The following is a 24,207-nucleotide window of genomic DNA, read 5'->3' as shown; positions in this document are numbered from 1 at the left end:
AGGAGAACAGAATGAGAACTCGTGCCGCCGTCGCGCTGGAAGCCGGCAAACCGCTGGAAATCATGGAAGTGAACCTCGAAGGCCCCAAGGCCGGCGAGGTCTTGGTCGAGATCAAGGCCACCGGCATCTGCCACACCGACGAGTTCACCCTGTCGGGCGCCGATCCGGAAGGCATCTTCCCCTCGATCCTGGGACACGAGGGCGCGGGCGTGGTGGTCGAGGTCGGCCCCGGCGTCACCTCGGTCAAGCCGGGCGACCACGTGATCCCGCTCTACACCCCCGAATGCCGCCAGTGCGCGTCCTGCCTGTCGGGCAAGACGAACCTTTGCACGGCGATCCGGGCGACCCAGGGTCAGGGCCTGATGCCGGACGGCACCTCGCGCTTCTCGATGCTCGATGGCACGCCCATCATGCATTACATGGGCTGCTCGACCTTCTCGAACTACACCGTGCTGCCGGAAATCGCGGTGGCCAAGGTTCGCGAGGATGCGCCCTTCGACAAGATCTGCTACATCGGCTGCGGCGTGACGACCGGCATCGGCGCGGTGATCAACACCGCCAAGGTCGAGATCGGCGCCAAGGCGGTGGTCTTCGGTTTGGGCGGCATCGGCCTGAACGTGATCCAGGGCCTGCGGCTTGCGGGCGCCGACATGATCATCGGCGTTGACCTGAACCCCGACAAGAAGCCGATGGCCGAACGCTTTGGCATGACCCACTTCATCAACCCGAAAGAGGTCGAGAACGTCGTCCAGGAGATCGTCAACCTGACCAAGACGCCCTTCGACCAGATCGGCGGCGCGGACTACACCTTCGACTGCACGGGCAACGTCACCGTGATGCGGCAGGCGCTGGAATCGGCCCATCGTGGCTGGGGCCAGTCGATCGTCATCGGCGTGGCACCGGCGGGGGCCGAGATCAGCACCCGCCCGTTCCAGCTTGTCACCGGCCGTGTCTGGAAGGGCTCGGCCTTCGGCGGGGCGCGCGGGCGGACCGACGTGCCGAAGATCGTGGACTGGTACATGGACGGGAAGATCGAGATCGACCCCATGATCACCCACACCCTGAAGCTTGAGGACATCAACAAGGGCTTTGACCTGATGCAATCGGGTGAATCCATCCGGTCGGTCGTCATTTACTGATCCTTCAGGGATGCTTAGGTAAGACTGCGGCGGGGCCCGACCGGGCGTCCCGCCGCAATGCTGAAAGGATGATTCCATGCTGCGCCCCTTCCCGCCCCACCGCCTGAACGACGACGACGACGACGAGGAAGAGGACGAGCCGCGCGAGGACCGCCAGAAGGGCGAGGATCTGGGCCTTCCGCAAAGCCCCTCGATCGACAAGCTCTATTTCCAGTCGCGCACGGTGATCGTTGCGGGCACCATCAACGACAAGCTTGCGCAGCGCACCGTCTCGCACCTGCTGGCCTTGGCCGAGGACAGCGACAAGCCGATCAACATGCTGATCTCCTCGCCCGGCGGTCATGTCGAATCGGGCGACATGATCCATGACGTGATCAAGTTCATCCGCCCCACCGTCCGCACCATCGGCTCGGGCTGGGTGGCATCGGCGGGCGCGCTGATCTTTGTCGCGGCGAAAAAGGAAAACCGCTTCTGCCTGCCCAACACGCGCTTCCTGATCCACCAGCCCTCGGGCGGGATCGGCGGCACGTCCTCGGACATGATGATCCAGGCCGAGCAGGTGCGCCTGATGCGCGACCGCCTGAACCAGATCTTCTCCGAGGCCACCGGCCAGCCGGTCGAGCGGATCGAGAAGGACACCCAGCGCGACTTCTGGCTGAACACGCAAGAAGCGCTGGACTACGGCCTTCTGGGCCGCGTGATCCGCAACATGGATGACCTGAAATGAGCACGGACAGGGCGGATCTGCGCATCCGCCCCGCCACGCCTGCCGACCACGACGCAATCTGGGCCATTCTCGAACCCGTCTACCGGGCGGGTGAGACCTATTGCATCCCGCGGGACATCTCGCGCGACGACGCCCTGACCGACTGGTTCGCCGACCCCTTCTCCGCTTTCGTAGCCGAAGACGGGGGCCGGGTGCTGGGCACCAGCCATGTCGGCCGCAACCGCCCCGGTGGCGCTTCGCATGTCGCCAACGCCAGCTTTGCCACGGCGCCCGCCGCCCGGGGACGCGGCGTGGCGGCGGCGCTGGTTGCCCATGCCAAGGACTGGGCGCGGGCCCAAGGCTTCCGCGCGATGCAGTTCAACTTCGTTGTCGCCACCAACGCCGATGCCGTCCATTCGTGGCAGAAGGCGGGCTTCGCCATTGTCGGCCGCCTGCCCGGTGCGTTTCTTCACCCCGCGCAGGGCTATGTCGATGCCCTCGTGATGTATCACGACCTGACCGGAGGAGCCGAAACGTGACCCTTGAAACCCTGTCCGAGAACCGCAGCTTCGGCGGCACCCAGGGCGTCTATCGCCACAAGTCGCAGGCGACCGGCACCGACATGACCTTCGCGGTCTACCTGCCGCCCGATGCCGAGCGCGGCCCGGTTCCGGTCCTGTGGTATCTCTCCGGCCTGACCTGCACGCATGAGAATGCCATGACCAAGGCAGGCGCGCAGCAGCTCGCGGCCGAGGCGGGAATCGCGCTCATCTTCCCCGACACCTCGCCGCGCGGCGAAGGCGTGGCCAATGACGAGGCCTATGACCTCGGTCAGGGCGCGGGCTTCTACGTCAACGCCACGGAGGATCCCTGGAAGCCGCATTTCCGCATGTGGGACTATGTCGTGGACGAGTTGCCCGGTGTCGTCTTCGACAGCTTCCCGCTTGACCGCGAGGCGCAGGGGATCACCGGCCATTCGATGGGCGGGCACGGCGCGCTGACCATCGCGATGACCCATCCCGACCGTTATCGCAGCGTCTCGGCCTTTTCCCCCATCGCCAACCCCACCGAATCGGACTGGGGCCGCAAGCAGTTCTCGGCCTATCTGGGCGAGGACCGCACGACCTGGCGCCCCCATGACGCGACCCTGCTGATGGTGGAAAGGGGCTACCCGGGCGAGATCCTGATCGACCAGGGGGCCGACGACCAGTTCCTCGATCTGCTCAAGCCCGAATCGCTGGCCCAGGCGATGGCCGCGCGCCGTCAGCCCGGCTGGCTTCGGATGCAGCCGGGCTATGACCACAGCTACTGGTTCGTCCAGACCTTCATGGCCGACCATGTGCTGTGGCACGCCGAGCGGCTGGCCTGAATGACCCGGGCCGGCGGGGCTGTCATACCCGCCGGCCCGGCCTCGTGGATGCCCGACTAAGACTTTTCGCCTAGCCTTGGCATAGGTCGTTGACGGAAGGAAATTCACGGAGAACTCTCTCACATGCTCAGGCTGCCGTCCTGCGGCCCCTTGGGCGAAAAAAGGGGAGGGAGACGATGAAACTCACGCTGACCGGCGCCGGGGTGGCGCTTCTGCTGTCGAGTTCGGCCATCTGGGCCAATGACAGCGTTATGCAGGCGATTGCCGACCCGGGCCAATACGCTATCCAGACTCTCGACTACGCCAACACGCGCTATTCTCCGCTTGACCAGATCAACCGGGACAACGTCGGCGACCTTCGCGTCGCCTGGACCTTCTCGACGGGCGTCCTGCGCGGGCACGAGGGTGCGCCGCTGGTGATCGGGGACATCATGTATGTCCACACGCCCTTCCCGAACAACGTCTTCGCGCTCGACCTCTCCAACGACGGCCAGATCATCTGGCGCTACGAGCCGCAGCAGGACCCGGAAGTCATCGCGGTCATGTGCTGCGACACGGTGAACCGCGGCTTGGCCTATGCCGACGGCATGATCCTGCTGTCGCAGGCCGACACCACCGTTGTCGCGCTGGACGCCAAGACGGGCGAACAGAAATGGGCGACCAAGGTGGGCGATCCCGCCATCGGCGAGACGCTGACCGCGACCGTCATGCCGGTCAAGGACAAGGTCATGGTCGGCATCTCGGGCGGCGAATACGGCGTCCGCGGGCGGATGACCGCATTGAACCTCGCCGACGGCACCGAGGCCTGGAAGGCCTATTCGACCGGCCCGGACGAGGAGATGCTGGTCGATCCGCAGAACACCACCCATCTCGGCAAGCCCATCGGCGAGAACAGCTCGCTCAACAGCTGGGAAGGCGATCAGTGGAAGATCGGCGGCGGCACGATCTGGGGCTGGTTCTCGTATGACCCTGAACTGGACCTGATCTATTACGGCACCGGCAACCCCTCGACCTGGAACCCGTCGCAGCGTCCGGGCGACAACCGCTGGTCCATGACGATCATGGCCCGCGATCCCGACGACGGGATGGCCAAGTGGTTCTACCAGATGACGCCTCATGACGAATGGGACTTCGACGGCGTCAACGAGATGATCCTGACCGACCAGGAGTTCAAAGGCGAGCAGCGCAAGCTGCTGACCCACTTCGACCGCAACGGCTTCGCCTATACGCTGGACCGCGGAACGGGCGAGCTGCTGGTGGCCGAAAAGTTCGACCCGGTCGTCAACTGGGCGACCGAGGTCAACATGGACCCCAACAGCGACCAGTATGGACGCCCGCAGGTCGTGGCCGAATATTCGACCGCCCAGAACGGCGAGGACGAGAACACCACCGGCGTCTGCCCGGCGGCACTCGGCACCAAGGACCAGCAGCCCGCGGCCTTCTCGCCCAAGACCAACCTGTTCTACGTGCCGACGAACCACGTCTGCATGGACTACGAACCCTTCCGCGTGGCCTATACCGCCGGCCAGCCCTATGTCGGCGCCACCCTGTCGATGTATCCCGCCCCGAACAGCCATGGCGGCATGGGCAACTTCATCGCCTGGGACAACATCGCTGGCGAGATCAAGTGGTCGCTGCCGGAACGCTTCTCGGTCTGGTCGGGCGCGCTGGCGACCAATGGTGACGTGGTCTTCTACGGCACGCTGGAAGGCTACCTGAAGGCCGTCGATGCCGAAACGGGCAATGAGCTTTACCGCTTCAAGACGCCCTCGGGGATCATCGGCAACGTCATGACCTATGAACATGGCGGCAAGCAGTACATCGGCGTCCTGTCCGGCGTCGGCGGCTGGGCCGGCATCGGTCTCGCGGCAGGCCTCACCAACCCGAACGAGGGACTGGGCGCGGTCGGCGGCTATGCGGCGCTGTCGGACTTCACCGAACTGGGCGGCCAGCTGACCGTGTTCGAGCTTCCGGGTGATGCGCCGGCGGCCGCGACCACGCAGGCGGCGGCGACCACCACCGCACCGGCCGCGACGGATGCCTCCAGCGGGGGTGCTGCCGGCACCGCTGCGGCGGGCGCCGCGCCGTCCGACCCCTCGGCCCCGGCCGCAGGTCTGGGCGCCAGTGAGTCGACCGCCACCGGGGTCGTCCCGATGGAGCCTGCCGCGGATGCCGCGCTGAAGGCCGGAGGCTCGGCCGAGGAGGCCGCGCCTGCGGATCCGTCCGCTCCGGCGGAAGGCCTTGGTGCGGGCAAGTCCACCGCCACGGGCGGGGTCCCGATGGAGCCTGCGGCCGATGCCGCGGCCGGAGGCACCGCGCCTGCGTCGAACTGACGGTTTCCTGAACAGGACCAGGGTTTGACGATCCAGATGCCGCCCCGGGGACCAACCTCGGGGCGGTCCCCATCTGCAAGGATGGGACAACAATGGGAGAGAGAAAGAATGATCGCCACGACCGTACGCGCTACGGCAGCAAGCCTCGCCTTCGCCACCGCAGCCTTAGCGCAGACTGCCGCGCCGACCGCGGCACCTGCCGCCGCCGAAGCCACCCAAGCCCAGCCGAACCGCGGCTCGTCCACCCCCATTCCCGAAGGCGCCACCACGGTCGAGATGAAGGCCAACGCAGCAGGCTCGGCCGTGGCTACGGGCGCGGGTGAGGTCGCGGCCGGACAGTTCGTCGGTGTCGTCAAGCCCACGCTGGAAGGGCTGGACCTGACCCCGGACCACATGGAGAACGGCCGCTGGTACAATGCCGAGGGCATTCCGGTCCCCAATGTTCAAAACGGCCAGGTCGATTACGCCACCTTCTCGGGCTATCGCCGCTATCACGCGGAATGCCACGTCTGCCACGGCCCGGACGGCGAAGGTTCGACCTATGCGCCCGCGCTGAAGGACTCGGTCGTCCACGGGATGGACTACTACACCTATCAGGAAATCGTGGCCTCGGGAAAACAGGACGTGAACAGGGCGGCGAACCTGGTCATGCCGGCCTTCGGGACCAACCGGAACGTCTGGTGCTATGTGGACGACATCTATGTCTACCTGCTGGCCCGCGGCACCGAGGCGATCCCGCGCGGCCGTCCTGCCGACAAGGCCGACAAGTCCGAGGAGTTCGCGGCGCAGGAAGCCTCCTGCATGGAGGGCTGATCATGCGGGGCCTTCGCGCGGCTTGGATCTGCGCGGCGCTGGCGCTTGGCGCCGGTGCGGCCGGGGCGCAGGTCGCGGACCTGCGCTCGACCACCGCGCTGCGAGTCTGCGCCGACCCGGCGGCCGAGCCGATGTCCTCGGAGAACGGCACCGGCTTCGAAAACCGCATCGCCGAGCTGCTGGCCGACCGGCTCGGGCTGCCGCTGGAATATTTCTGGTTTCCCCAAGGGATGGGCTTCACCAGGAAGACGCTGCTGGACGGCAATTGCGACGTGGTGATCGGCTATGCCCAGGGCGACGAGCTGGTGCAGAACACTAACCATTACTACACCTCGGTCTATGGCATCGTGACGCGCAAGGATGGCGAGCTGGCGGGCGTCGATCGCCTGACCGACCCGGCACTGAAGGATCATGACATCGGCGTCGTTGCGGGCACTCCCCCGGCCTCGCACATGGCTCGCGCGGGTCTTGCCAAGGACATGCGGGGCTGGGACCTCTTCGTGGACCGCCGGGTGGAAAATCCGGTCGGCGACATGCTGAAGGGCGTGCGCGAGGGCACGCTGGACGCGGCCGTGCTGTGGGGCCCGCTCGCCGGCCCCCTGGTCAAGGCCGATCCCGAACTGCAGTTCACGCCGCTGCTGAAGGAGGAGAGCGCACCCAGGCTCTTCTACCGGATCACCATGGGCGTGCGTCCCAGCGACCAGGAATGGAAGCGGGAACTCAACAGCCTGATCCGCCGCAACCAGGAAGACATCAACGCCATCCTGCACGAAGCGGGTGTGCCCTTGGTCGATGACTACGGGCAGGAGATCCTGCCGTGAAGCGGTTGGCGGCCCTGGCGGTCCTGCTGATGGCAGGCACCACGGCCGCCGCCGCCCCGCCGCCCGAGCCGCAGGGCTACCGGGGCGAGCCTTATCGCGCCCCGGTACCCGCCACGCTGACCGGCGCCACGGTGCTGGACCTGGCCGGGCTGGAGGAATGGCGCGCCCGTGGCGCCGTGCTGATCGACGTGATGCCGCAGGTCCGCAAGCCCGAGAACCTGCCCGAAGGCACCCTGTGGCGGCAACCCTCGCATTACACCATCCCCGGCGCGGTCTGGTTGCCCGACACCGGTTACGAGGCCCTGCCGCCTCCGGACGAGGCCGCGTTCTTCGCCGCGCTGGACCGGCTGGCCGAGGGCGACAAGGCCGCGCCGCTGGTCTTCTTCTGCAAGGCCGACTGCTGGATGAGCTGGAACGCCGCCAAGCGGGCCGTTCTCGGCGGCTATACGCGCGTGGGCTGGTTCCCCGAGGGTACGGATGCCTGGTTGGCGGAAGGCGAGGATCTGGTCCCCGCAACGCCGCCTTAAGGATCGGGCCCCACGAACAACCCGAAGGATCGAGGACCGTCGGGCACCTCGATCACCTGCTCGACCCTCAATGTCTCGCCATCGATGATGGACAGCTCGTTGCTGTCCCAGCTTGCGACGGCAAGGCGGCGGCCGTCCGACAGGGACGCGATCCCCTCGGGGTAGTCCCCGATCTCGATGCTGCCCAAGGTTTCCAGCGATTGCGGATCGAAGACCGTCACCGTCGCCGCATACTGGTCGGTGACGAAACCCTTTCCCGCTGCGAAAGCCACGCCATAGGGATGGTCGCCCGTTTCCACCGAGCCGAGATGCGCGCCGCTGGTGGCCTCCAGCACGGTGACGCTGCGGGACTGGACGTCGGTCGTCCAGAAGCGGCCATCGTGAAAGGCGACCGCATAAGGATGGCTGCCGGTCGGGCTTGTCCACAAGGGCCGGCCGCTTTCCGCGTCGAAAGCCGAAACGCGATCATCGTCCCGTTCCGCCAGTGCGACGACCCGCCCGTCGCCCGACAGCGCCAGGCCCGCAGGCGCGCGGCCCGTCGGGGCCGACCACCGCTCGTGCCGCCCCGAGGGGTCGAGCCGCCGCAGCCGAGCCCCATACCAGTCCGCCACGAGCAGGTCCCCGCCGGGCGCGAAAGCGATGCCGAAGCTGCCTTCGCCCAAGGGCACCCGGTCCAGCACGGCGCCCTGGCTGTCCAGCAGCGTCATCTCGCCGCTGTCCGCCGCGATCACGGCGGCCCGGCCTGAGGCGGGATCATAGGCGACCGGCGCAGGCGCGCCCTCGACCGGGACCGTGGCGCGGATCCGACCCATGTCCAGATCCACGATCGCCACCCCGCCCGCGTTCTGCGCGGTGACAAAGGCAATGTCGCCGGCGCCCGCCATGCCCGCGGCCAGGGCCAGCAGCCCCGCCGCGGTGGCGCGGATCACTCGGCCCGCCCGAACTTCTCGGCCAGCGCGTCCAAGCCTCCCTGGTAGATGCCTGTGACGGCGGCGGTCGCGGCCTCATCGTTCAGTTCGGCCGGGGGATCGTTGTTGGGATAGCCCCGATAGAAGCCCCCCTTCCACACGACCTTGGCCTTGCCGCCCTCGTCATTGACGCACAGCGTCGCGGCATAGTTCGTGACCGGCAGCACTGCCACGTCCACCTGCGTGATCATGTAGCCGTAGCAGCGCTTTTCCGGCTGCCACTTGGTCAGTTGCTCGCTGATCGTGGGATCGCCGCTTTCGGCCTTCAGGTGCAGCACGCGGGTCGAGCCGTCGGGCGTAGTCGCGTCGGCCGAGGTCAGTTCGGTCCGCGCCACGGCCGGGTGCCAGCTCATGTCGTCGAATCGTCCCACCGTGGCCCAGACCTCGTCGGGCGTGGCATTCAGCGTTTCGGACAATTCGAGCTTGAGCCGCACGGGCCCGTGCGCCTGTGCCGTGCCACAGGTCAGGATCGCCGCGGCGGCCATCAGCGCCAGAACGGATTTCATGAAATGGTCTCCCGATGTCGTGAATTGCCAGCGGCCTCTCGGCATTCCGCCCCGCCCGCTGGCCTGCGGCGCCAGCTTACCCACAGTCGAGATCGCGTCCATCAGCCGAACGTCTTAGGCGCTTCGGAAAGAAATCACGACCTTGCGGGTTGAATTGGGACGCCCCGTCCTCAAGACTTCCAGGCGGAGGAGAGGCCCATGCGTTTACCCAACTGCCTGACGGCGCTGGCTTTGCTGGCGGTTGTTCCCATGTCTGCGCTTGCTCAGGCACCCGCGCCGCAAGCCGCGCCGCAGCTTGTCCGCGCCGCCGTCCTGCGCGTCGACACGCCCGAGCTGCCGCCGATCTCGCGGCTGGAGCTGCCGCCCGAGGACATCGGCTTCGCAGGCGCGCGGCTAGCCATCGACGACAATGACACCACCGGCCGCTTCATGGGCCAGGACTTCGAGGCCGTCGAGGTCGCCGCCACCCCCGACACCGCCGCGTCCGAGCTGGACCGCCTTCTGGGCGAGGGCATCCGGTTCGTTGTCCTGCTGGCCGACGACGCGACAACCGTGGCGCTGGCCGACCAGGCGGGCGACCGGGCGCTGGTCTTCAACGCCGCCGCGCGGGGCGATGCGCTGCGGGGCGAGCAGTGCCGCGCCAATGTCATCCACACCGCCCCCAGCCACGCGATGCTGGCCGACGGGCTTGCGCAGTTTCTGATGTGGAAGCGCTGGCCGCGCTGGTTCCTCGTCCACGGCAGCCACCCCGAGGATCTGGCGCTGGCCGAGGCCTATCGCCGGGCCGCCACCAAGTTCGGCGCCCAGATCGTCGAGGAACGCGAGTTCACCGACACCGGCGGGGCGCGTTCCACCGACTCGGGCCATGTGCAGGTGCAGGCGCAGTTGCCGGTCTTCACCCAGCGCGCGCCCGATTACGACATCATGATCACCGCCGACGAACACGGCGTCTTCGCAGGCTACATGCCCTATCACACCTGGGACGCCCGGCTGGTGGCGGGCTCTGCGGGCCTTGTCCCCCGCAGCTGGCACCCGGCGCTGGAGGCTTGGGGTGCGACCCAGTTCCAGAACCGCTTCGAGCGGCTGGCGAACCGCCCCATGCGCGAGGAGGATTACCAGAGCTGGCTTGCCCTGCGCATGGTGGGCGAGGCCGCGACGCAGACGAAGTCCGCCGATCCGGTCCAGCTGCGCGACTTCATGCTGTCCCCGGATTTCCAGGTCGCGGGTTTCAAGGGCCAGAAGCTGACCCTGCGCGACTGGGACCACCAGCTGCGCCAGCCGATCCTGCTGACGACCGGGCTGCTGACCGCCAGCGTCAGCCCGCAGGACGAATACCTGCACCAGACCAGCCCGCTCGATACGCTCGGCATCGACCGTCCCGAAACCGCCTGCACCTTCTGAGGAAACATGAGACACGCATTCGCCATCCTGCTGCTGACGACGATTGCCACGCCTGCGCTGGCCAACAAGGTCTATGTCTCGAACGAAAAGGGCAACGACGTGACCGTCATCGACGGCGACACGCTCGAGGTCTTGGGGTCCTATCCGGTCGGCAACCGCCCGCGCGGCATCACCATCAGCCCCGATGGAAAAGAGCTTTACGTCTGCGCCTCGGACGACAACCTCGTGCGCGTCTTCGATCCCGAGACGATGCAGGAACTGCACACCCTGCCGTCCGGCCCCGACCCGGAACTGTTCGTCCTGCACCCCTCGGGCAATCCGCTTTACATCGCCAACGAGGACGACAACCTCGTGACCGTGGTCGACACCAAGACCCACAAGGTGCTGGCCGAGATCCCCGTGGGGGTCGAACCCGAAGGCATGGGCGTCTCTCCCGACGGCCGCGTGGTCATCAACACGTCGGAAACAACGAACATGGCCCATTTCATCGACACCGAAAGCTTCGAGATCACCGCCAACGTGCTGGTGGACAGCCGCCCGCGCTTTGCCCAGTTCTCGGACGACGGCTCGCGCCTGTTCGTCAGCTCGGAAATCGGCGGCACGGTCAGCGTGATCGACCCGGCCACGCAGGAGATCACCAAGAAGATCACCTTCGAGATCCCCGGCGTCCTGCCCGAGGCGATCCAGCCCGTGGGCGTGCGCGTGACGGCGGACGGCAAGAAGATCTTCGTCGCGCTGGGGCCGGCGAACCGGGTCGCGGTGGTGGACGGCGACTCGCTCGAGGTGACGGACTACATCCTCGTCGGCCAGCGCGTCTGGCAGCTGGGCTTCACGCCGGACCAGAAGCATCTCTACACGACGAACGGCAATTCCAACGACGTCACGGTGATCGACGTGGCGACGAATACCGCGGTCAAGTCGATCCCCGTGGGCCAGCAGCCCTGGGGCGTCGTCGTCGCGCCGAACTGATCAACACCAAGGGAGAGAGACATGACCAGACTGCTAACCGTCGCCATGCTGGCGGCCCTGCTGGGGACACCCGCGCTGAGCCAGACCGAACCGGCCGCCTCGCCCGAGGTAGGGGCCGCCGCAGCCTCGGCCGAGGCGGAAGCGGGCGCCACCGCCCCGGCCGAGGACGGCGAGGATGACGACGACGAGGCAGAGGAAGAGGAAGCGGCCCCTGCGCAGGGATCGCAGGCGCAGCACCACGATTATGGCCCCTCGGGAATCATGACGCGCTCGAACCGCGCGGATCTGGCGCCGCTGACGCTCGCATCCGGCAAGCCGGTCGCGGCCGAGGAATATTCGCTGCAGTCGGGCGGCTATTATCGCCTGCAGATCGTGGCCGATGGCAGCGCGGAACTGGCGCTGTCGGGTGGGGACTTCTTCCGCTCCGTCTGGATCAACGAGATCGTCATCAACGACATCGAGATCCGTCCCATGGGCGTCCACTCGATCGAGTTCGACGCGGCGGGCGAGGCGCTGATCAGCTTCATCGCCATCCAGCCCGGCCGCTACACGCTGTCGGTGCCGGGTTCGTCGGGTGAAAGCCAGCAGGCGGTGTTCAACATCCGCTGAGGATGAACGGGCGGGCGGCGCGCGTCAGCGCCGCCCATCCCTTCGCCGCGCCATGACCACTCCCGCGCTTCTTGTCCAGAATGTCAGCCACAGCTTCGGCGCCACCCGCGCGCTGGATGACGTGTCGCTGTCCGTGCCGCGCGGGGGCTTCACCGCGCTTCTGGGGGTGAACGGGGCGGGCAAGTCCACGCTGTTCAACCTGGTGACGCGGCTTTACGCCAACCGCTCGGGCCTGATCGAGGTCGCGGGCCACGACCTGCGCCGCCAGCCGACCGAGGCGCTGCGGCGCCTGGGCGTCGTCTTCCAGTCGCGCGCGCTGGATGCCGACCTGACCGTCCGGCAGAACCTGATGTATCACGCGGCCCTGCACGGCATTGCCCGCGCCGAGGCGCGTTCCCGCATCGCCGAGGTGCTGGCCCAGGTCGATCTGGCCGACCGTGCGGGCGCCCGCGTCTCGGCCCTGTCCGGCGGTCAGGTGCGCCGGGCCGAGATCGCCCGCGCCCTGATCCACGCGCCCGAACTTCTGCTGCTGGACGAGGCGACCGTGGGCCTTGACGTGAAATCCCGCGCCGAGGTGCTGGCCCTGACCCGCCGCCTGATCGCCGAGCAGCAGGTCTCGGCGCTCTGGGCCACCCATATCCTCGACGAGATCGACCCCTCGGACGGCCTCGTGATCCTGCACCGCGGCCGCGTCCTCTTCACCGGCACCGCAGGTGAAGCCGCAGCCGCAACCGGGGGCGACCTGACCCGCGCCTTTCTCGACCTGACCGGGGTGCAGGCATGAGCGGCTGGTCCACCGCCTTCCGCGGCATCGCCTGGCGCGAGACGCTGCGCTTCGTCAACCAGCGCGGCCGCTTCCTCGCGGCCCTGGTGCGGCCGCTCGTCTGGCTCTTCATCTTCGCGGCGGGTTTCCGGGCGGTGCTGGGCCTCTCGATCACGCCGCCCTACCAGACCTACGTCCTATATGAGGTTTATGTCACGCCCGGCCTTTGCGCGATGATCCAGCTGTTCAACGGGATGCAGTCCTCGCTGACGATGGTCTATGACCGGGAAACCGGGGCGATGCGGACGCTGCTCGTCAGCCCCTTTCCGCGCTGGTTCCTGCTGGGGTCCAAGCTGGTGGCGGGGGTGATCGTCTCAATCATCCAGGTCTATGCCTTCCTGCTGATCGCCTGGTTCTGGGGAATCCACCCGCCGCTCTGGGGTCTTGTCGCCGTCCTGCCCGCGCTGGTCCTGTCGGGGCTGATGCTGGGGGCAATGGGGCTGTTCCTGTCATCCGCCATCCGGCAGCTCGAAAACTTCGCGGGCGTGATGAACTTCGTCATCTTCCCGATGTTCTTCGCCTCCTCGGCGCTTTACCCGCTGTGGCGGATGCGTGAATCCTCGATCCTTCTTTACGACATCTGCCGCTTCAATCCCTTCACCCATGCGGTCGAGCTGATCCGCTTTGCCCTTTACCTTCAGGTCAACTGGCTGTCCCTTGGCGTGGTGGGGGGCTGCCTTGCGCTGTTCTTCGGCGGCGCGGTGCTGATGTATGATCCGGCGCGCGGTTTCGGCGTCCGGCGAAAGGGGGGATGATGCGCTTTCTCATGCTACTGGCGGCGCTGGCAGCCACGCCGGCCTACGCCTTCACGCCCACGCCCGACTGGCCCTGCATCCAGGGGCGCCAGCCGCACCTGTCGCTGGGGCAGGTCTGGACCGGTCCGCCCCCGCCTGAAAGCGCGCGCGAGACGCCCGAGATCGCCGCACTGGCCGATCGCGTCGCGCAGCGCCGCCTGCCCATCGAGGAGGCCGCCGCCGCCATCGACGCCTTTGCCCAGGGGAAGGACGCCGGGACCTTGGCGGTGCTGATGCAGGCGATCTTCCAGCGCATCGACACGCAGCGCTCGGCGATCCTCGGCGGCATCTCGCGCTATGGTCACCGGCAGGTAGCACTGGCCGAGCGGGTCGAGGCGCGCCGCGCCCGCATGGCCGAACTGGAAGCGGCCGATCCCCCCGACTTCGACGCGATCGACGCCGAGGAAGAGGCGCTCGACTGGGACATGCGCGTCTTTTCCGACCGCCAGCAGAGCCTGACCTATGTCTGCGAGACGCCGGTGATCCTGGAACAGCGGCTTTTTGCCTTGGGCCGCGCGGTCGCGGCGCATCTGCAGCAGTAGGTGACGGGCGGAACCGCCGGTGCTAGTCTGGGTTTCCCAAGCGCCCCCGCCAGAAAGACCCAGCCGATGACCAAGCGCGCCCCTTACCTTCTGCTTACCGCCCTGCTGGCGGCCAGCCCCGCGCTGGCCCAGACGGCGGCGCCCGCGCCGGCAACCCCGACCGCCGGGGCCGCCGCGCCTGTCACCGCGCAGCCTGCTCCTGCGGCCCCACAGGCCACGAGCCCTGCCGCGACGCCCGTTCCACAAGCCCCGGCCGCACCGGGAACGACCACCGCGGCGGCCGAGCCACCTGCCTTCACCCCCGTTCCGACCAACGATCCCCAGATTCCTGCGGCCATCGCCGCGCGGGCCGTGGCGCCGGACTACACTCCTCCGCCCGCGCCGGAGGCCGCGCAGGCAGAGGCCGCCAACACCGCCACGACCCCGGCCCAGCCGACCCCGGCCGTGAACGGCACCCCGGTCGAGCCGGCGCAGACCGCCATGCCCCGGACGACGGCCGAGGCGCTGTCCACGCCGGCCCCGGCGGACACGAGCCCCGACCAGGCGCTCGCCAGCAGCAACACACCGCCCATCGAGACGGCGCAGGGCCCCGTGCCCGCCGGGACCAAGGCCGCCGCCGCGATCGAGCCTCCCTCGAACCAGGCCACCGCCGGATCGGAGGACGCGGACGCGGGTGTCGCGACCCCCGCCACGACGCCCGAGCGCGAGCGCGCCGACGGCACGGCGCCCGGCAACTCGGGAACCTCGGGCTGGACGGGGGGCCTCGGCGGCTCGCACCTGGGCACCAACACGGCGGGCGCGCTGCCTGAATCCAAGACCTGGCAGCCGCCGACGGCGCGCGGGCTCGACCTGCAGGGCTGATCCCGGATGCACAAAGGCCCCGCCGATCCGGCGGGGCCTTTCGTTCTTGGCGGAGGAGAATGGGAGTCGAACCCACCCGGGACAGGCGCGCTGCCCCAACCGGATTTGAAGTCCGGCCGCCCCACCGGGGACGATTCTCCTCCTCAGCCGAAAAGATCGGCGCGATGGGGATTGATGCGCCGCAGATCGCCGCGGCGCAAGGTGACTCCCTGCCGATCATAGAAGTCGAGGATCTCGATGGCCACCTTGCGGCCGTTCTGGACGCGGTCACGAAAGGCGGCGGCGGTGACCCAGCCATCCGGCGCCTGTGCCTGAATGTCGGAGATGATGCGGACCATCTCGGCCGTGGTCGCGCGCAGGAAAAAGTGGTCGGTGCGGATCTGGTCCACGCGCCCCTGACGCGCGGCCATCCGCAACACGCGGCGGATGTCGGCTTCGGGAATGTCCCATGCGGTTGCCATGTCGCGCACGCGCGGGGGGCGGAAGCGCGCCTCGCCCGACAGTTCCGGGATGATCCGGGCGTATAGCGCCTCGTCCTCCTCGGACAGGCGCACGACATGGCCGGGCAGGCGCAGAAAGGCGCCCTCGGCCACGATGTCGCCCGCCGCGATCCGCTCGGCGAGGAAGGCGGCAAAGGCCTCCTTGGGCAGGCGGGGGGTCAGCGTCAGGCGCAGGCGTTCCCGCCCAAGCCCCTGCATCTCGGGCGCTTCCTCGTGGAAGCGGGAAAGGGTGTCGAGCACCCCCGCCACCAGCCCGCGATGGGTCAGTGGCGAGAGCGCGACCGTCGCGGTGCCACCGTCCAGCACCGTGATCCCATCCGTCGCACGCCGTGCCTCGCCGGGGCCAAGGGCGCGATCGCGCAGGAAGGCGGTCAGATCGATCACGTAGGGCGGCGCGGCCAGCATGGTTTGCAGGGCCTCGGCCGGATCGGGCTTCGCCGCCGCCTGAAGCTGCGCCAGCCGCTCGGGCGTGCGGCGTCGGCGGGCGGGCGCGCGCAGGTCGAGGAAGACGCCACCGCCGATGGTGCGCCGGGCCGAGACGTCGCGCAGGATGAAGCGGTCGCCTACCGCCGCCGCGATGGGCTGGTCGAGCACGAGCTGCACCAGTCCCTTGGCTCCCGGATCGAGCGGGCCTTCCAGCGGCACGATCCGCGCGCCAACCTCGGCTGCGCCGCTGTGCAGGCGGGCGGGGAACCAGGTGCCGATCGGGCGCGGCTCGGACCCCAGCACCCGCAGATGCGCGTCGATCCGGTCGGTGGGCGCGTGCAGCACGGGGTCCACGACCATGTCGCCGCGCCGGACCGCCTCGCGGTCGATCCTTTCGCCGGCAAGGTTCAGCGCGCAGCGCTGGCCCGCAAGGCCGACCTGCACCGGCTGGTTCTGCGCGTGGATCGCCCGCACTCGCGCCGTCAGCCTCTGCGGCGAGACGGTGACCGTGTCCCCGACCGCCACCCGGCCCGACAGGACCGTGCCGGTGACGACCGTTCCCGCGCCCTTCAGCGTGAAGCTGCGGTCCACGCCAAGGCGGAAGCGCGCATCCGCCGCCCGAGCGCCCGTTTCGGCCTCGGCATCGGCCAGTGCGGCACGCAGGGTCCCGATGCCCTCGCCCGTGACGGTCGAGACGGGAAGGACCGGCGCACCTTCAAGCCCGGTCCCGTCCAGCAACACGGCAATCTCGGCAATGACAGCATCGCGGCGAGCCTGATCTGCCAGATCCGCCTTGCTCAGTGCGACGATGCCACGATGGACGCCCAGCAGGTCGAGGATCGCCAGGTGCTCGCGCGTCTGCGGCATGACGCCGTCATCGGCGGCCACCACCAGCAGGGCGAGGTCGATGCCGCCCGCGCCCGCCAGCATGGTATGGACGAAACGTTCATGCCCCGGCACGTCCACGAAGCCGGTAACCCGGCCAGTGCCGAGATCGGCATAGGCGAAGCCCAGTTCGATGGTGATGCCGCGCGCCTTTTCCTCGGCCAGCCGGTCGGCATCGACGCCGGTCAGCGCCTGGACCAGCGCCGTCTTGCCGTGGTCGATATGCCCCGCAGTCCCGACGATCATCGCGCGGCCAGCGCCCCCAGCAGCGCGCCGTCATCGTGCAGGCAGCGCAGGTCCAGCAGCAGCGCGCCCTCGCGGATGCGCCCGATCACCGGGACGGGCAGGGCGCGCAGGCGCGCGGCCAGCTTGTCGGGCGCATCGCCGCCCTCGCCAGTGAAGGCCAATGCCGCCGAGGGCAGGGTTTCCACCGGCAACGCGCCCGAGCCGATCTGGCTGGTGCAGTCCACGACCTCCACCCGGTACTCCGGAAGCATCGCCGCGACGGGGGCGAGCAGACGCTGCGCCTGTGCCACGATTTCCTCCCGTGGGCGGGTCAGCATCCGCAGTGTCGGCAGGCGCTCGGCCAGCCGATCCGGGTCGCGGTACAGCCGAAGCGTGGCCTCGATGGCGGCCAGGCGGATCTTGTCCAGCCGCAGCGCGCGCTTCAGCGGATTGCGGTTGATCCGGGCGATCAGGTCCGCCCGGCCGACGATGCATCCGGCCTGCGGTCCCCCCAGCAGCTTGTCGCCCGAGAAGGTGACGATATCCGCGCCCTCGGCGACGGCCTGCTTGACGGTGGGCTCGGGGGGCAACCCCCAGCGGGTCATGTCCACCAGCGTGCCCGAGCCGAGATCGTTCAGCATCGGGACACCCGCCGCCTTGGCCATCCGTGCGATCTCGGCCGGTGAGACGGCGGCCGTGAAGCCCTCGATGCGGTAGTTCGAGGGATGCACCTTCATCATCAGAGCAGTATCCGGCCTGACCGCATTCTGGTAGTCGCAGGGATGGGTGCGGTTCGTCGTGCCGACCTCGACCAGCCGGACGCCGGCGCGGGCCATGATGTCGGGGATACGGAAGGCGCCGCCGATTTCCACCAGCTCGCCGCGCGAGACAATGGCCTCGCGCCCTTCGGCCAGCGTGTTCAGCGCAAGCCACACAGCAGCGGCGTTGTTGTTGACCACCGTGGCAGCCTCGGCCCCGGTGAGTTCGCAGATCAGCGGGGCCACCAGTGTGTCCCGCTCACCCCGGCGTCCAGTCGCAAGGTCGAATTCCAGCGCCGCAGGGTGGCGCATGGCGGCCGACGCGGCCTCGATGGCGGCTTCGGCCAGCACGGCACGGCCGAGGTTCGTGTGCAGGACCGTCCCAGTCAGGTTCAGGACAGGGCGCAGGGCGCTTTCCGCCCCTGCCTCCAGCGTCTCGGCTGCGCGGGACGCAATCGCGGCGCCGTCAGGTGCCGCGCCCCCCTGGCGGACAGTCTCGCGCGCGTCCTCCAGCGCCATCCGCAAGGCGCCGGTGACCGCCGCACGGCCGTGCCGCTCGATCAGGTCTTGGCCCTCGGGCATCGACAGCAGGCGATCGACCGAGGGCAGGGCCCGCAGTCCCTGCATCAGTAGCCGATCAGGAAGGGATTGAACCCGGCGCGGCGCCACTTGCCGCCCTGCATCAGCGCGTCGAGCCCCAGGCTCGCCACGTCATCCGCAACGGGTTCCAGCGCGGGGTTCTTGTTCTGGGCCATCTGCTTGACCCAGGATTCGCATTCGTCACAGGTTTCGGCCTTGACCTGCGCGTCGCCCGAGCCGTCCTCCACCGCCTGGAAAGCGATGCCCTTGGTCGAGCCGCAGGACAGGCACTTGACCCGCACCTCGTTCCACAGCGTCTGGCAGCAGGCGCAGGCGGCATAGCGGGCGCCCTCGGCCCCCATGACGCCGGTGACGATCGAGGTGGCGGGCTTGCCGCCGCAGGCCGGGCAGACGCCCGTGCGGATCGGAACCAGCTGGTCCGCCTCAAGCGCGGCGGCAAGGCGCGCCATGTGGACCTGCACGGCGGCGGCCACGAACAGGTGCGGCGCCGCGCTGTCGGCGGGCACCAGGTCGTCCATGATGTTCGAGAAAAGCCAGCGCCGGTCCTCGGGCGTGGCCGCCCGCAGCGCGTCCAGCGCCAGCCGGGCCTCGGGGGGCATCTCGATCTCGCGCGCGCCGTCCAGCAGAGCGTCCAGCGTGGCGGCGAGCCCCGCATCATCAACCAACGCGCGCCGGTCCAGCGGCGGCATACGCGAGGCACGCGCCAGCGCAATGCGGTCTGCAGAGGGCGCCTGCGGCTCGGGCAGCTCGACGCTCAGCCGCGCCTGCAGGCGGCAGAGGGCGGCCAGAAACTGAAGATAGGGGGAAAGATTGGACTCTTCGGCCAGCCGCTCGAAGCGTTCGGCGCGCTGGGTAAACAGCCGTTCGGGCTTGGGCAGAATGGCGAGCGGCGGCGTCGGAACGCCGCCGATCATGTCGGGCCGGGCCTCGATGGTGTCGGACATTGTGCCTCCTTGGACCGGACCGGCCACGTGATAAAGGCGTTACTCTGCCGGTTTGGTGCGCTGGCGTCTAGCCAGTTCCCGCAGCCATTTCCGGTGGTGCCGCCACGACCATCCGCCGGTCACGGTGCCCCGCGTCATTGCCCGCAGGGTGCCGCGGGTCCAGAGCGCGGCGAAGATGTGCAGGATGAAGACCAGCACGATCAGCACCGCCGAGACCGCATGCACGAGGATCGCGATCCGCCGCGTCTCGATCGACACGAGATGCGGGAAATACTGGTACCACATCATCACGCCGGTGATCAGCAGGGCGAGGATCAGCCAGAACATCCCCCAGAAGACGGTCTTCTGGCCGAAGTTGTACTTGCCGAGTTCGGGCAGCCGTTCCTCGTGGCCCGTGATCACGTCCTTGATGTTGCGGGTCCAGACCAGGTCCTCGCGCCGGATGATGTTCAGATGCACCAGCTGGAAGAACATCCCCAGGAAGCTGACCGTCAGCGCGATGCCCACGAAAGGATGCAGCCAGCGTGTCATCTGCCCGCCGCCGAACAGGGCGGTCAGCCCGTAAAGCGAGGGGTGGAAGAAGGCGAAGCCGGACAGCATCAGCACGATGAAGCAGATCGCCGTGAACCAGTGGTTCCAGCGGGTGAAGGCGATGTATCGCCTCACCTCGACCGGTTCCAGCTGGACGATCTCGTCCGTGGGTTCAGAGAACTTGCGTTCCACCATCAGGCATTCCCTTTGTCATGGGGCCGCTCGACAGGGGCGCCGCGCAGTTCTTCCTGGACCAGTTCGCGGGCCTCGGCCTCGTCTTCCTGGCTGACGCTGTTGCCGCGGTGGAACAGCGCCATGGCAGCCGCACCGATGGCCGCAAGGCCGACGGCGGCGATGCCCACGGGCTTGGCCGGTCCCTTCCAGTTCTGCACGACGTCCGAGATCTTGGGATCCTCGGGCAGCCCGTCGTAGACCTGCGGCTTGTCGTTGTGATGCAGCACATACATCACATGCGTCCCGCCCACGCCCGCCGGGTCGTAAAGCCCCGCGTTCTCGTAGCCGCGCGACTTGAGGTCCTCGATCCGCTCGGCGGCCAAGGCCTTCATGTCGTCCTTGGTGCCGAAGGTGATCGCATGAGTCGGGCAGGCCTTGGCGCAGGCCGGACCCTGTCCCACCGCCACGCGGTCCGAGCAGAGCGTGCATTTCTTGGCGACATGCGTCACCGGGCTGATGCGCGGGATGTCGAAGGGACAGCCCGAAACGCAATAGCCGCAGCCGATGCAGTTCTCGCTGATGAAATCCACGATGCCGTTGGAATACTGCACGATGGCGCCGGGGGCCGGGCAGGCCTTGAGGCAGCCCGGTTCCGCGCAATGCATGCAGCCGTCCTTGCGGATCAGCCACTCGAAGTCGCCCGTGTCCGGGTTGTCGAACTCGGTGAACCGCATCAGCGTGTACATCTCGGGCGTGAGGTCGTGGGGGTTCTCATAGACCCCCACGTTCACCCCGACTTCCGGCTGCGTGTCGTTCCACTCGATGCAGGCGGACTGGCAGGCCTTGCAGCCGATGCACTTGCTGACGTCGATCAGCTTGGCGACCTCGGTCAGCGGCTGCGGGTTTTCCGCCACCGGCCCCCCGGCCGACGACCGGACGACATTCGCCTGGCCGAGGTTCGGGGGAACCGGATGCGTCGGCGGGTTCGCCGTCGCCGTGCGGGGGCTGTCCATGTTGGGTGCAATGGTCACGACACGGCCTCCCCGACGGCAGGTTCGATGTTGACGAGGAACGCCTTGAACTCGGGCGTCTCGATGTTGGCGTCACCCACGAAGGGCGTCAGGCTGTTCGGCCCCCAGCCCTTCTTGGCGGCGCCCACGAAGCCCCAGTGCAGCGGGATGCCCACGACATGGACGGTCTTGCCGTCGCAGATCATCGGCTTGATCCGCTTGGTGACCAGCGCCTTGGCCCAGACCTCGCCACGCTTGGACCAGACACGGACGCGGCCGCCGCGCTCGATGCCCTTCTCGGCGGCCAGCTGTTCGCTGATCTCGACGAAGAACTCGGGCTGCAACGAGGCGTTCACCTTGTTGTGCTTGGTCCAGTAGTGGAAGTGCTCGGTCAGGCGGTAGCTGGTCGCCACGAACGGGAACTCGTCCGAGGTGCCCATCTTCTCGACGTCGGACGCGAAGACCCGCGCCACCGGGTTGCCGCGCATCCGGTCGTTGAAGACGTTCTGCACGGGGCTCTCGAAGGGCTCCATATGCGTCGGGAAGGGCCCGTCGCGCATCATGCCCCGCGAGAAGAGGCGCGAGACCCCTTCCTGGTTCATGATGAACGGCATGACCTCGCCGGGCTTGGCGGTCGGCGAGATGTCGGGAATGTCGTTCCCTTCCCACCGCTCGCCGTTCCAGGCGATGATCGGACGCGACGGATCCCACGGCTGGCCCTGAAGGTCCGCCGAGGCCCGGTTGTAGAGCGTGCGGCGGTTCAGCGGCCAGCTCCAGGTCCAGTTCGAATAGACGCCCATGCCGCTCGGGTCGGAATTGTCCCGCCGCGCCATGTTGTTGCCGTCCTCGTTGTAGCTGCCGGCATAGATCCAGCAGCCCGAGGCCGTGGTGCCGTCGTCGCGCAGTTCCGCAAACGACTTCACCTGCTTGCCGGCCGCGGTCAGCAGCTTGGTGTTGTCCGCGAGGTCGTACACGTCCGCCAGAGCCTTGCCGTTCATCTCGCGCGCCAGTTCGTCGGGCGAGGGCTCGTGCTCGTCGGCATAGTCCCAGGTCAGGTTCAGGATCGGGTCCGGGAAGGCCCCGCCTTCCTTGCGGTACAGTTCGCGCACCCGCAGGAAGATCTGCGCCATGATCCAGGTGTCGTACTTCGCCTGGCCGGGCATGTCCGACGCCTTCCAGTGCCACTGCAGCCAGCGGCCCGAGTTCACCAGCGCGCCCTCGTCCTCGGCAAAGCACGAGGTCGGAAGCTGGATCACCTCGGTCTGGATCGAGGCCGTGTCCACGTCGTTGTAGGCGCCGTGGTTTTCCCAGAAGCGGGCGGTCTCGGTTTCCAGCGGGTCCATGACGACCAGCATCTTCAGCTTGGACAGGGCCGAGGTGTTCTTGTTGCGGTTGGCCAGCGCCAGCAGCGGGTTGAACCCTTGGCAGAAGTAGAGGTTGACCCTCCCTTGGTCCATCAGCTCGAACATGCGCAGCATGTCGTAGGCCGGCACGTCCAGCTTGGGCAGGTAGTGATAGGCCCAGTCGTTGTCCTTCTGGGCGGCCTCACCCCACATGGATTTCATGAAGGAAACCATGAATTTGGGATAGTTCTGCCAGTAGCTGGTCTGACCCGGAAGCAGCGGCTTGAAGGCGCGCGACTTCATGTAGGTGGCCCAGTCGGGTTCCTTTTCCGTCGGGATGTTCAGGTATCCCGGGATCAGGTTCGACATCAGCCCCAGGTCGGTCAGGCCCTGGATGTTGGAATGCCCGCGCAGCGCGTTCATCCCGCCACCGGGCACGCCGATGTTGCCCAGGATCAGCTGCAGCATGGCCATGCCGCGGATGTTCTGGGCACCCTTCGAGTGCTGGGTCCAGCCGAGCGCATACATCGAGGTCATGGTCTTCGTGGGCGAAGAGCATTCCCCGATCATGGCGGCGACCTTGAGGAAGCGATCCTGAGGCGTGCCGGTGATCCGCTCGACCATCTCGGGCGTGTAGACGTCCACATGCGCCTTGAGCAGGTTCCAGACGCAGCGCGGGTGCTGCAGCGTCGGGTCCGTCAGCACATAGCCGTCGGGGCCGACCTGATAGTCCCAGCTCGACTTGTCGTAGTCGCGCTTTTCCTCGTCATAGCCGGTGAAAAGCCCGTCGGACCAGCCGAACTCCTCCTTCACGAGGAAGGACGCGTTGGTGAAGGCCTTCACATATTCCCACTGCACCTTGTCGTTCTCGATCATGTAGCGGATGAGGCCCATGAGGAACGCGATGTCGGTGCCGGGACGGATCGGCGCGTAATAGTCGGCAACGCTGGCCGTGCGCGTGAACCGGGGGTCCACGACGATCAGCTTCGCGCCGCGATGGTGCTTGGCCTCGGTCACCCATTTGAAGCCGCAGGGGTGCGCTTCGGCGGCGTTGCCGCCCATGACGATCACGAGGTCGGTATTCTTGATGTCGGTCCAGGAGTTCGTCATCGCTCCACGGCCAAAGGTCGGGCCCAAACTGGACACCGTGGGGCCGTGTCAGACGCGCGCCTGGTTGTCGAAACCTACAATACCCATCGACCGGACGACCTTGTAGGTCAGCCAGGCCGTTTCGTTGGTGGTCGCCGACGCCGCCAGAAAGCCGGTCGTCGTCCAGCGGTTCACCGGCACGCCAAGCTCGTTGGTGGCCAGGAAGTTCGCGTCGCGGTCGTCCTTCATCGCGCGGGCGATCTTGTCGAGCGCCTCGTCCCACGAGATCGGCTCGAACCGGTCGGACCCGGGACGGCGGACCATGGGTTCGGTCAGGCGCGTTTCCGCGTTGACGAAGTCCTTCAGCGCCGCGCCCTTCGGGCAGAGCGTGCCGCGGTTGGTCGGATGGTCGGCGTCGCCTTCGATATGGACGACCCGGCGCGCGCCGGTGTCATCGGGACGCGCATAGATGATGATGCCGCAGGCAACCGAGCAATAGGGGCAGGTGTTGCGGGTCTCGGTGGTCTGGGCCAGCTTGAAG

The 24,207-nt window shown here is 67.9% G+C and carries 23 protein-coding genes, 1 tRNA gene and 1 pseudogene; 15 read left to right on the top strand and 10 right to left on the bottom strand.

Going from position 1 to position 24,207, the window contains the following annotated elements; translation table 11 throughout:
- The first annotated feature begins 11 nt into the window (after positions 1–11).
- The 8 genes and pseudogenes from BLQ03_RS12005 (at position 12) to BLQ03_RS11970 (ending at position 7,708) form a co-directional block, all read left to right on the top strand.
- Positions 12–1,139: an S-(hydroxymethyl)glutathione dehydrogenase/class III alcohol dehydrogenase gene (locus BLQ03_RS12005; RefSeq protein ID WP_090756421.1), complete on the top strand. Its 1,128-nt coding sequence runs from the start codon at positions 12–14 to the stop codon at positions 1,137–1,139.
- 76 nt (positions 1,140–1,215) lie between these two features.
- Complete coding sequence (locus tag BLQ03_RS12000) at positions 1,216–1,866, top strand: ATP-dependent Clp protease proteolytic subunit (protein ID WP_090756418.1); 651 nt, start codon at positions 1,216–1,218, stop codon at positions 1,864–1,866.
- Positions 1,863–2,384 (top strand): GNAT family N-acetyltransferase, encoded by a 522-nt coding sequence (locus tag BLQ03_RS11995; protein WP_090756415.1) that lies wholly within the window; start codon positions 1,863–1,865, stop codon positions 2,382–2,384. The genes BLQ03_RS12000 and BLQ03_RS11995 overlap by 4 nt, the downstream gene beginning before the upstream one ends.
- A complete protein-coding gene (fghA, locus tag BLQ03_RS11990; protein WP_090756413.1) occupies positions 2,381–3,214 on the top strand; it encodes an S-formylglutathione hydrolase in 834 nt (277 codons plus the stop codon). The genes BLQ03_RS11995 and fghA overlap by 4 nt, the downstream gene beginning before the upstream one ends.
- Before the next feature lie 176 nt (positions 3,215–3,390).
- Positions 3,391–5,187, top strand: a pseudogene (locus tag BLQ03_RS11985) (methanol/ethanol family PQQ-dependent dehydrogenase); the annotation flags it as partial.
- A gap of 468 nt (positions 5,188–5,655) precedes the next feature.
- Complete coding sequence (locus BLQ03_RS19195; RefSeq protein ID WP_425415736.1) at positions 5,656–6,360, top strand: c-type cytochrome, methanol metabolism-related; 705 nt, start codon at positions 5,656–5,658, stop codon at positions 6,358–6,360.
- A gap of 2 nt (positions 6,361–6,362) precedes the next feature.
- Positions 6,363–7,181 carry a substrate-binding domain-containing protein gene (locus BLQ03_RS11975; protein WP_090756409.1) on the top strand — a complete coding sequence of 273 codons (819 nt, stop codon included), beginning with the start codon at positions 6,363–6,365 and terminating at the stop codon, positions 7,179–7,181.
- The gene (locus BLQ03_RS11970; protein WP_342672021.1) at positions 7,178–7,708 is read left to right on the top strand and encodes a rhodanese-like domain-containing protein; all 531 of its coding nucleotides are present in this window, start codon (positions 7,178–7,180) and stop codon (positions 7,706–7,708) included. Before BLQ03_RS11975 ends, BLQ03_RS11970 begins: the two co-directional genes overlap by 4 nt.
- On the opposite strand, the gene BLQ03_RS11965 is transcribed toward BLQ03_RS11970, so the two are convergent.
- Positions 7,705–8,637 (bottom strand): YncE family protein, encoded by a 933-nt coding sequence (locus BLQ03_RS11965; RefSeq protein ID WP_090756406.1) that lies wholly within the window; start codon positions 8,635–8,637, stop codon positions 7,705–7,707. The genes BLQ03_RS11970 and BLQ03_RS11965 overlap by 4 nt on opposite strands.
- A complete protein-coding gene (locus tag BLQ03_RS11960; protein ID WP_090756405.1) occupies positions 8,634–9,182 on the bottom strand; it encodes an SRPBCC family protein in 549 nt (182 codons plus the stop codon). Before BLQ03_RS11960 ends, BLQ03_RS11965 begins: the two co-directional genes overlap by 4 nt.
- 198 nt (positions 9,183–9,380) lie before the next feature.
- On the opposite strand from BLQ03_RS11960, the gene BLQ03_RS11955 reads away from it, so the two are divergent.
- The 7 genes from BLQ03_RS11955 (at position 9,381) to BLQ03_RS11925 (ending at position 15,181) form a co-directional block, all read left to right on the top strand.
- Positions 9,381–10,583 (top strand): ABC transporter substrate-binding protein, encoded by a 1,203-nt coding sequence (locus tag BLQ03_RS11955; protein ID WP_090756403.1) that lies wholly within the window; start codon positions 9,381–9,383, stop codon positions 10,581–10,583.
- 6 nt (positions 10,584–10,589) lie between these two features.
- A complete protein-coding gene (locus BLQ03_RS11950) occupies positions 10,590–11,552 on the top strand; it encodes a YVTN family beta-propeller repeat protein (RefSeq protein ID WP_090756402.1) in 963 nt (320 codons plus the stop codon).
- Between the two features lie 21 nt (positions 11,553–11,573).
- A complete protein-coding gene (locus tag BLQ03_RS11945) occupies positions 11,574–12,161 on the top strand; it encodes a cupredoxin domain-containing protein (protein ID WP_090756394.1) in 588 nt (195 codons plus the stop codon).
- A gap of 52 nt (positions 12,162–12,213) precedes the next feature.
- A complete protein-coding gene (locus BLQ03_RS11940) occupies positions 12,214–12,945 on the top strand; it encodes an ABC transporter ATP-binding protein (RefSeq protein WP_090756390.1) in 732 nt (243 codons plus the stop codon).
- Complete coding sequence (locus BLQ03_RS11935) at positions 12,942–13,739, top strand: ABC transporter permease (protein WP_090756375.1); 798 nt, start codon at positions 12,942–12,944, stop codon at positions 13,737–13,739. The genes BLQ03_RS11940 and BLQ03_RS11935 overlap by 4 nt, the downstream gene beginning before the upstream one ends.
- Positions 13,736–14,320, top strand: coding sequence for a hypothetical protein (locus BLQ03_RS11930; protein ID WP_245688871.1), 585 nt, complete (start codon positions 13,736–13,738; stop codon positions 14,318–14,320). Before BLQ03_RS11935 ends, BLQ03_RS11930 begins: the two co-directional genes overlap by 4 nt.
- A 66-nt stretch (positions 14,321–14,386) precedes the next feature.
- Entirely contained in the window at positions 14,387–15,181 is a 795-nt protein-coding gene (locus BLQ03_RS11925; protein WP_090756370.1) for a hypothetical protein, read from the top strand.
- Between the two features lie 47 nt (positions 15,182–15,228).
- Here BLQ03_RS11925 and BLQ03_RS11920 read toward each other — a convergent pair.
- From BLQ03_RS11920 to BLQ03_RS19300, 8 genes are all read right to left on the bottom strand, one after another.
- Positions 15,229–15,324: transfer RNA gene (locus BLQ03_RS11920), tRNA-Sec, on the bottom strand.
- Entirely contained in the window at positions 15,325–17,238 is a 1,914-nt protein-coding gene (gene selB, locus BLQ03_RS11915) for a selenocysteine-specific translation elongation factor (RefSeq protein ID WP_090756369.1), read from the bottom strand.
- The gene (gene selA / locus BLQ03_RS11910; protein ID WP_090756364.1) at positions 17,235–18,602 is read right to left on the bottom strand and encodes an L-seryl-tRNA(Sec) selenium transferase; all 1,368 of its coding nucleotides are present in this window, start codon (positions 18,600–18,602) and stop codon (positions 17,235–17,237) included. The genes selB and selA overlap by 4 nt, the downstream gene beginning before the upstream one ends.
- Entirely contained in the window at positions 18,602–19,519 is a 918-nt protein-coding gene (gene fdhE, locus BLQ03_RS11905) for a formate dehydrogenase accessory protein FdhE (RefSeq protein ID WP_090756361.1), read from the bottom strand. Before fdhE ends, selA begins: the two co-directional genes overlap by 1 nt.
- Before the next feature lie 39 nt (positions 19,520–19,558).
- Positions 19,559–20,245, bottom strand: coding sequence for a formate dehydrogenase subunit gamma (locus BLQ03_RS11900; protein ID WP_090756359.1), 687 nt, complete (start codon positions 20,243–20,245; stop codon positions 19,559–19,561).
- Complete coding sequence (fdxH, locus tag BLQ03_RS11895) at positions 20,245–21,255, bottom strand: formate dehydrogenase subunit beta (RefSeq protein ID WP_245688869.1); 1,011 nt, start codon at positions 21,253–21,255, stop codon at positions 20,245–20,247. The genes BLQ03_RS11900 and fdxH overlap by 1 nt, the downstream gene beginning before the upstream one ends.
- Complete coding sequence (fdnG, locus tag BLQ03_RS11890; protein ID WP_217629725.1) at positions 21,252–23,723, bottom strand: formate dehydrogenase-N subunit alpha; 2,472 nt, start codon at positions 23,721–23,723, stop codon at positions 21,252–21,254. Before fdnG ends, fdxH begins: the two co-directional genes overlap by 4 nt.
- Positions 23,724–23,735: 12 nt before the next feature.
- The coding region (locus BLQ03_RS19300; RefSeq protein ID WP_217629724.1) for a molybdopterin-dependent oxidoreductase at positions 23,736–24,207 on the bottom strand (472 nt) is incomplete at its 5' end.

The sequence above is a fragment of the Paracoccus chinensis genome, from assembly GCF_900102885.1.
GTDB classification, from domain to species: Bacteria; Pseudomonadota; Alphaproteobacteria; order Rhodobacterales; family Rhodobacteraceae; genus Paracoccus; species Paracoccus chinensis.
The sequence above is the reverse complement of the archived record's forward strand: the minus strand, read 5'-3'. Positions and strand labels throughout refer to the sequence as shown.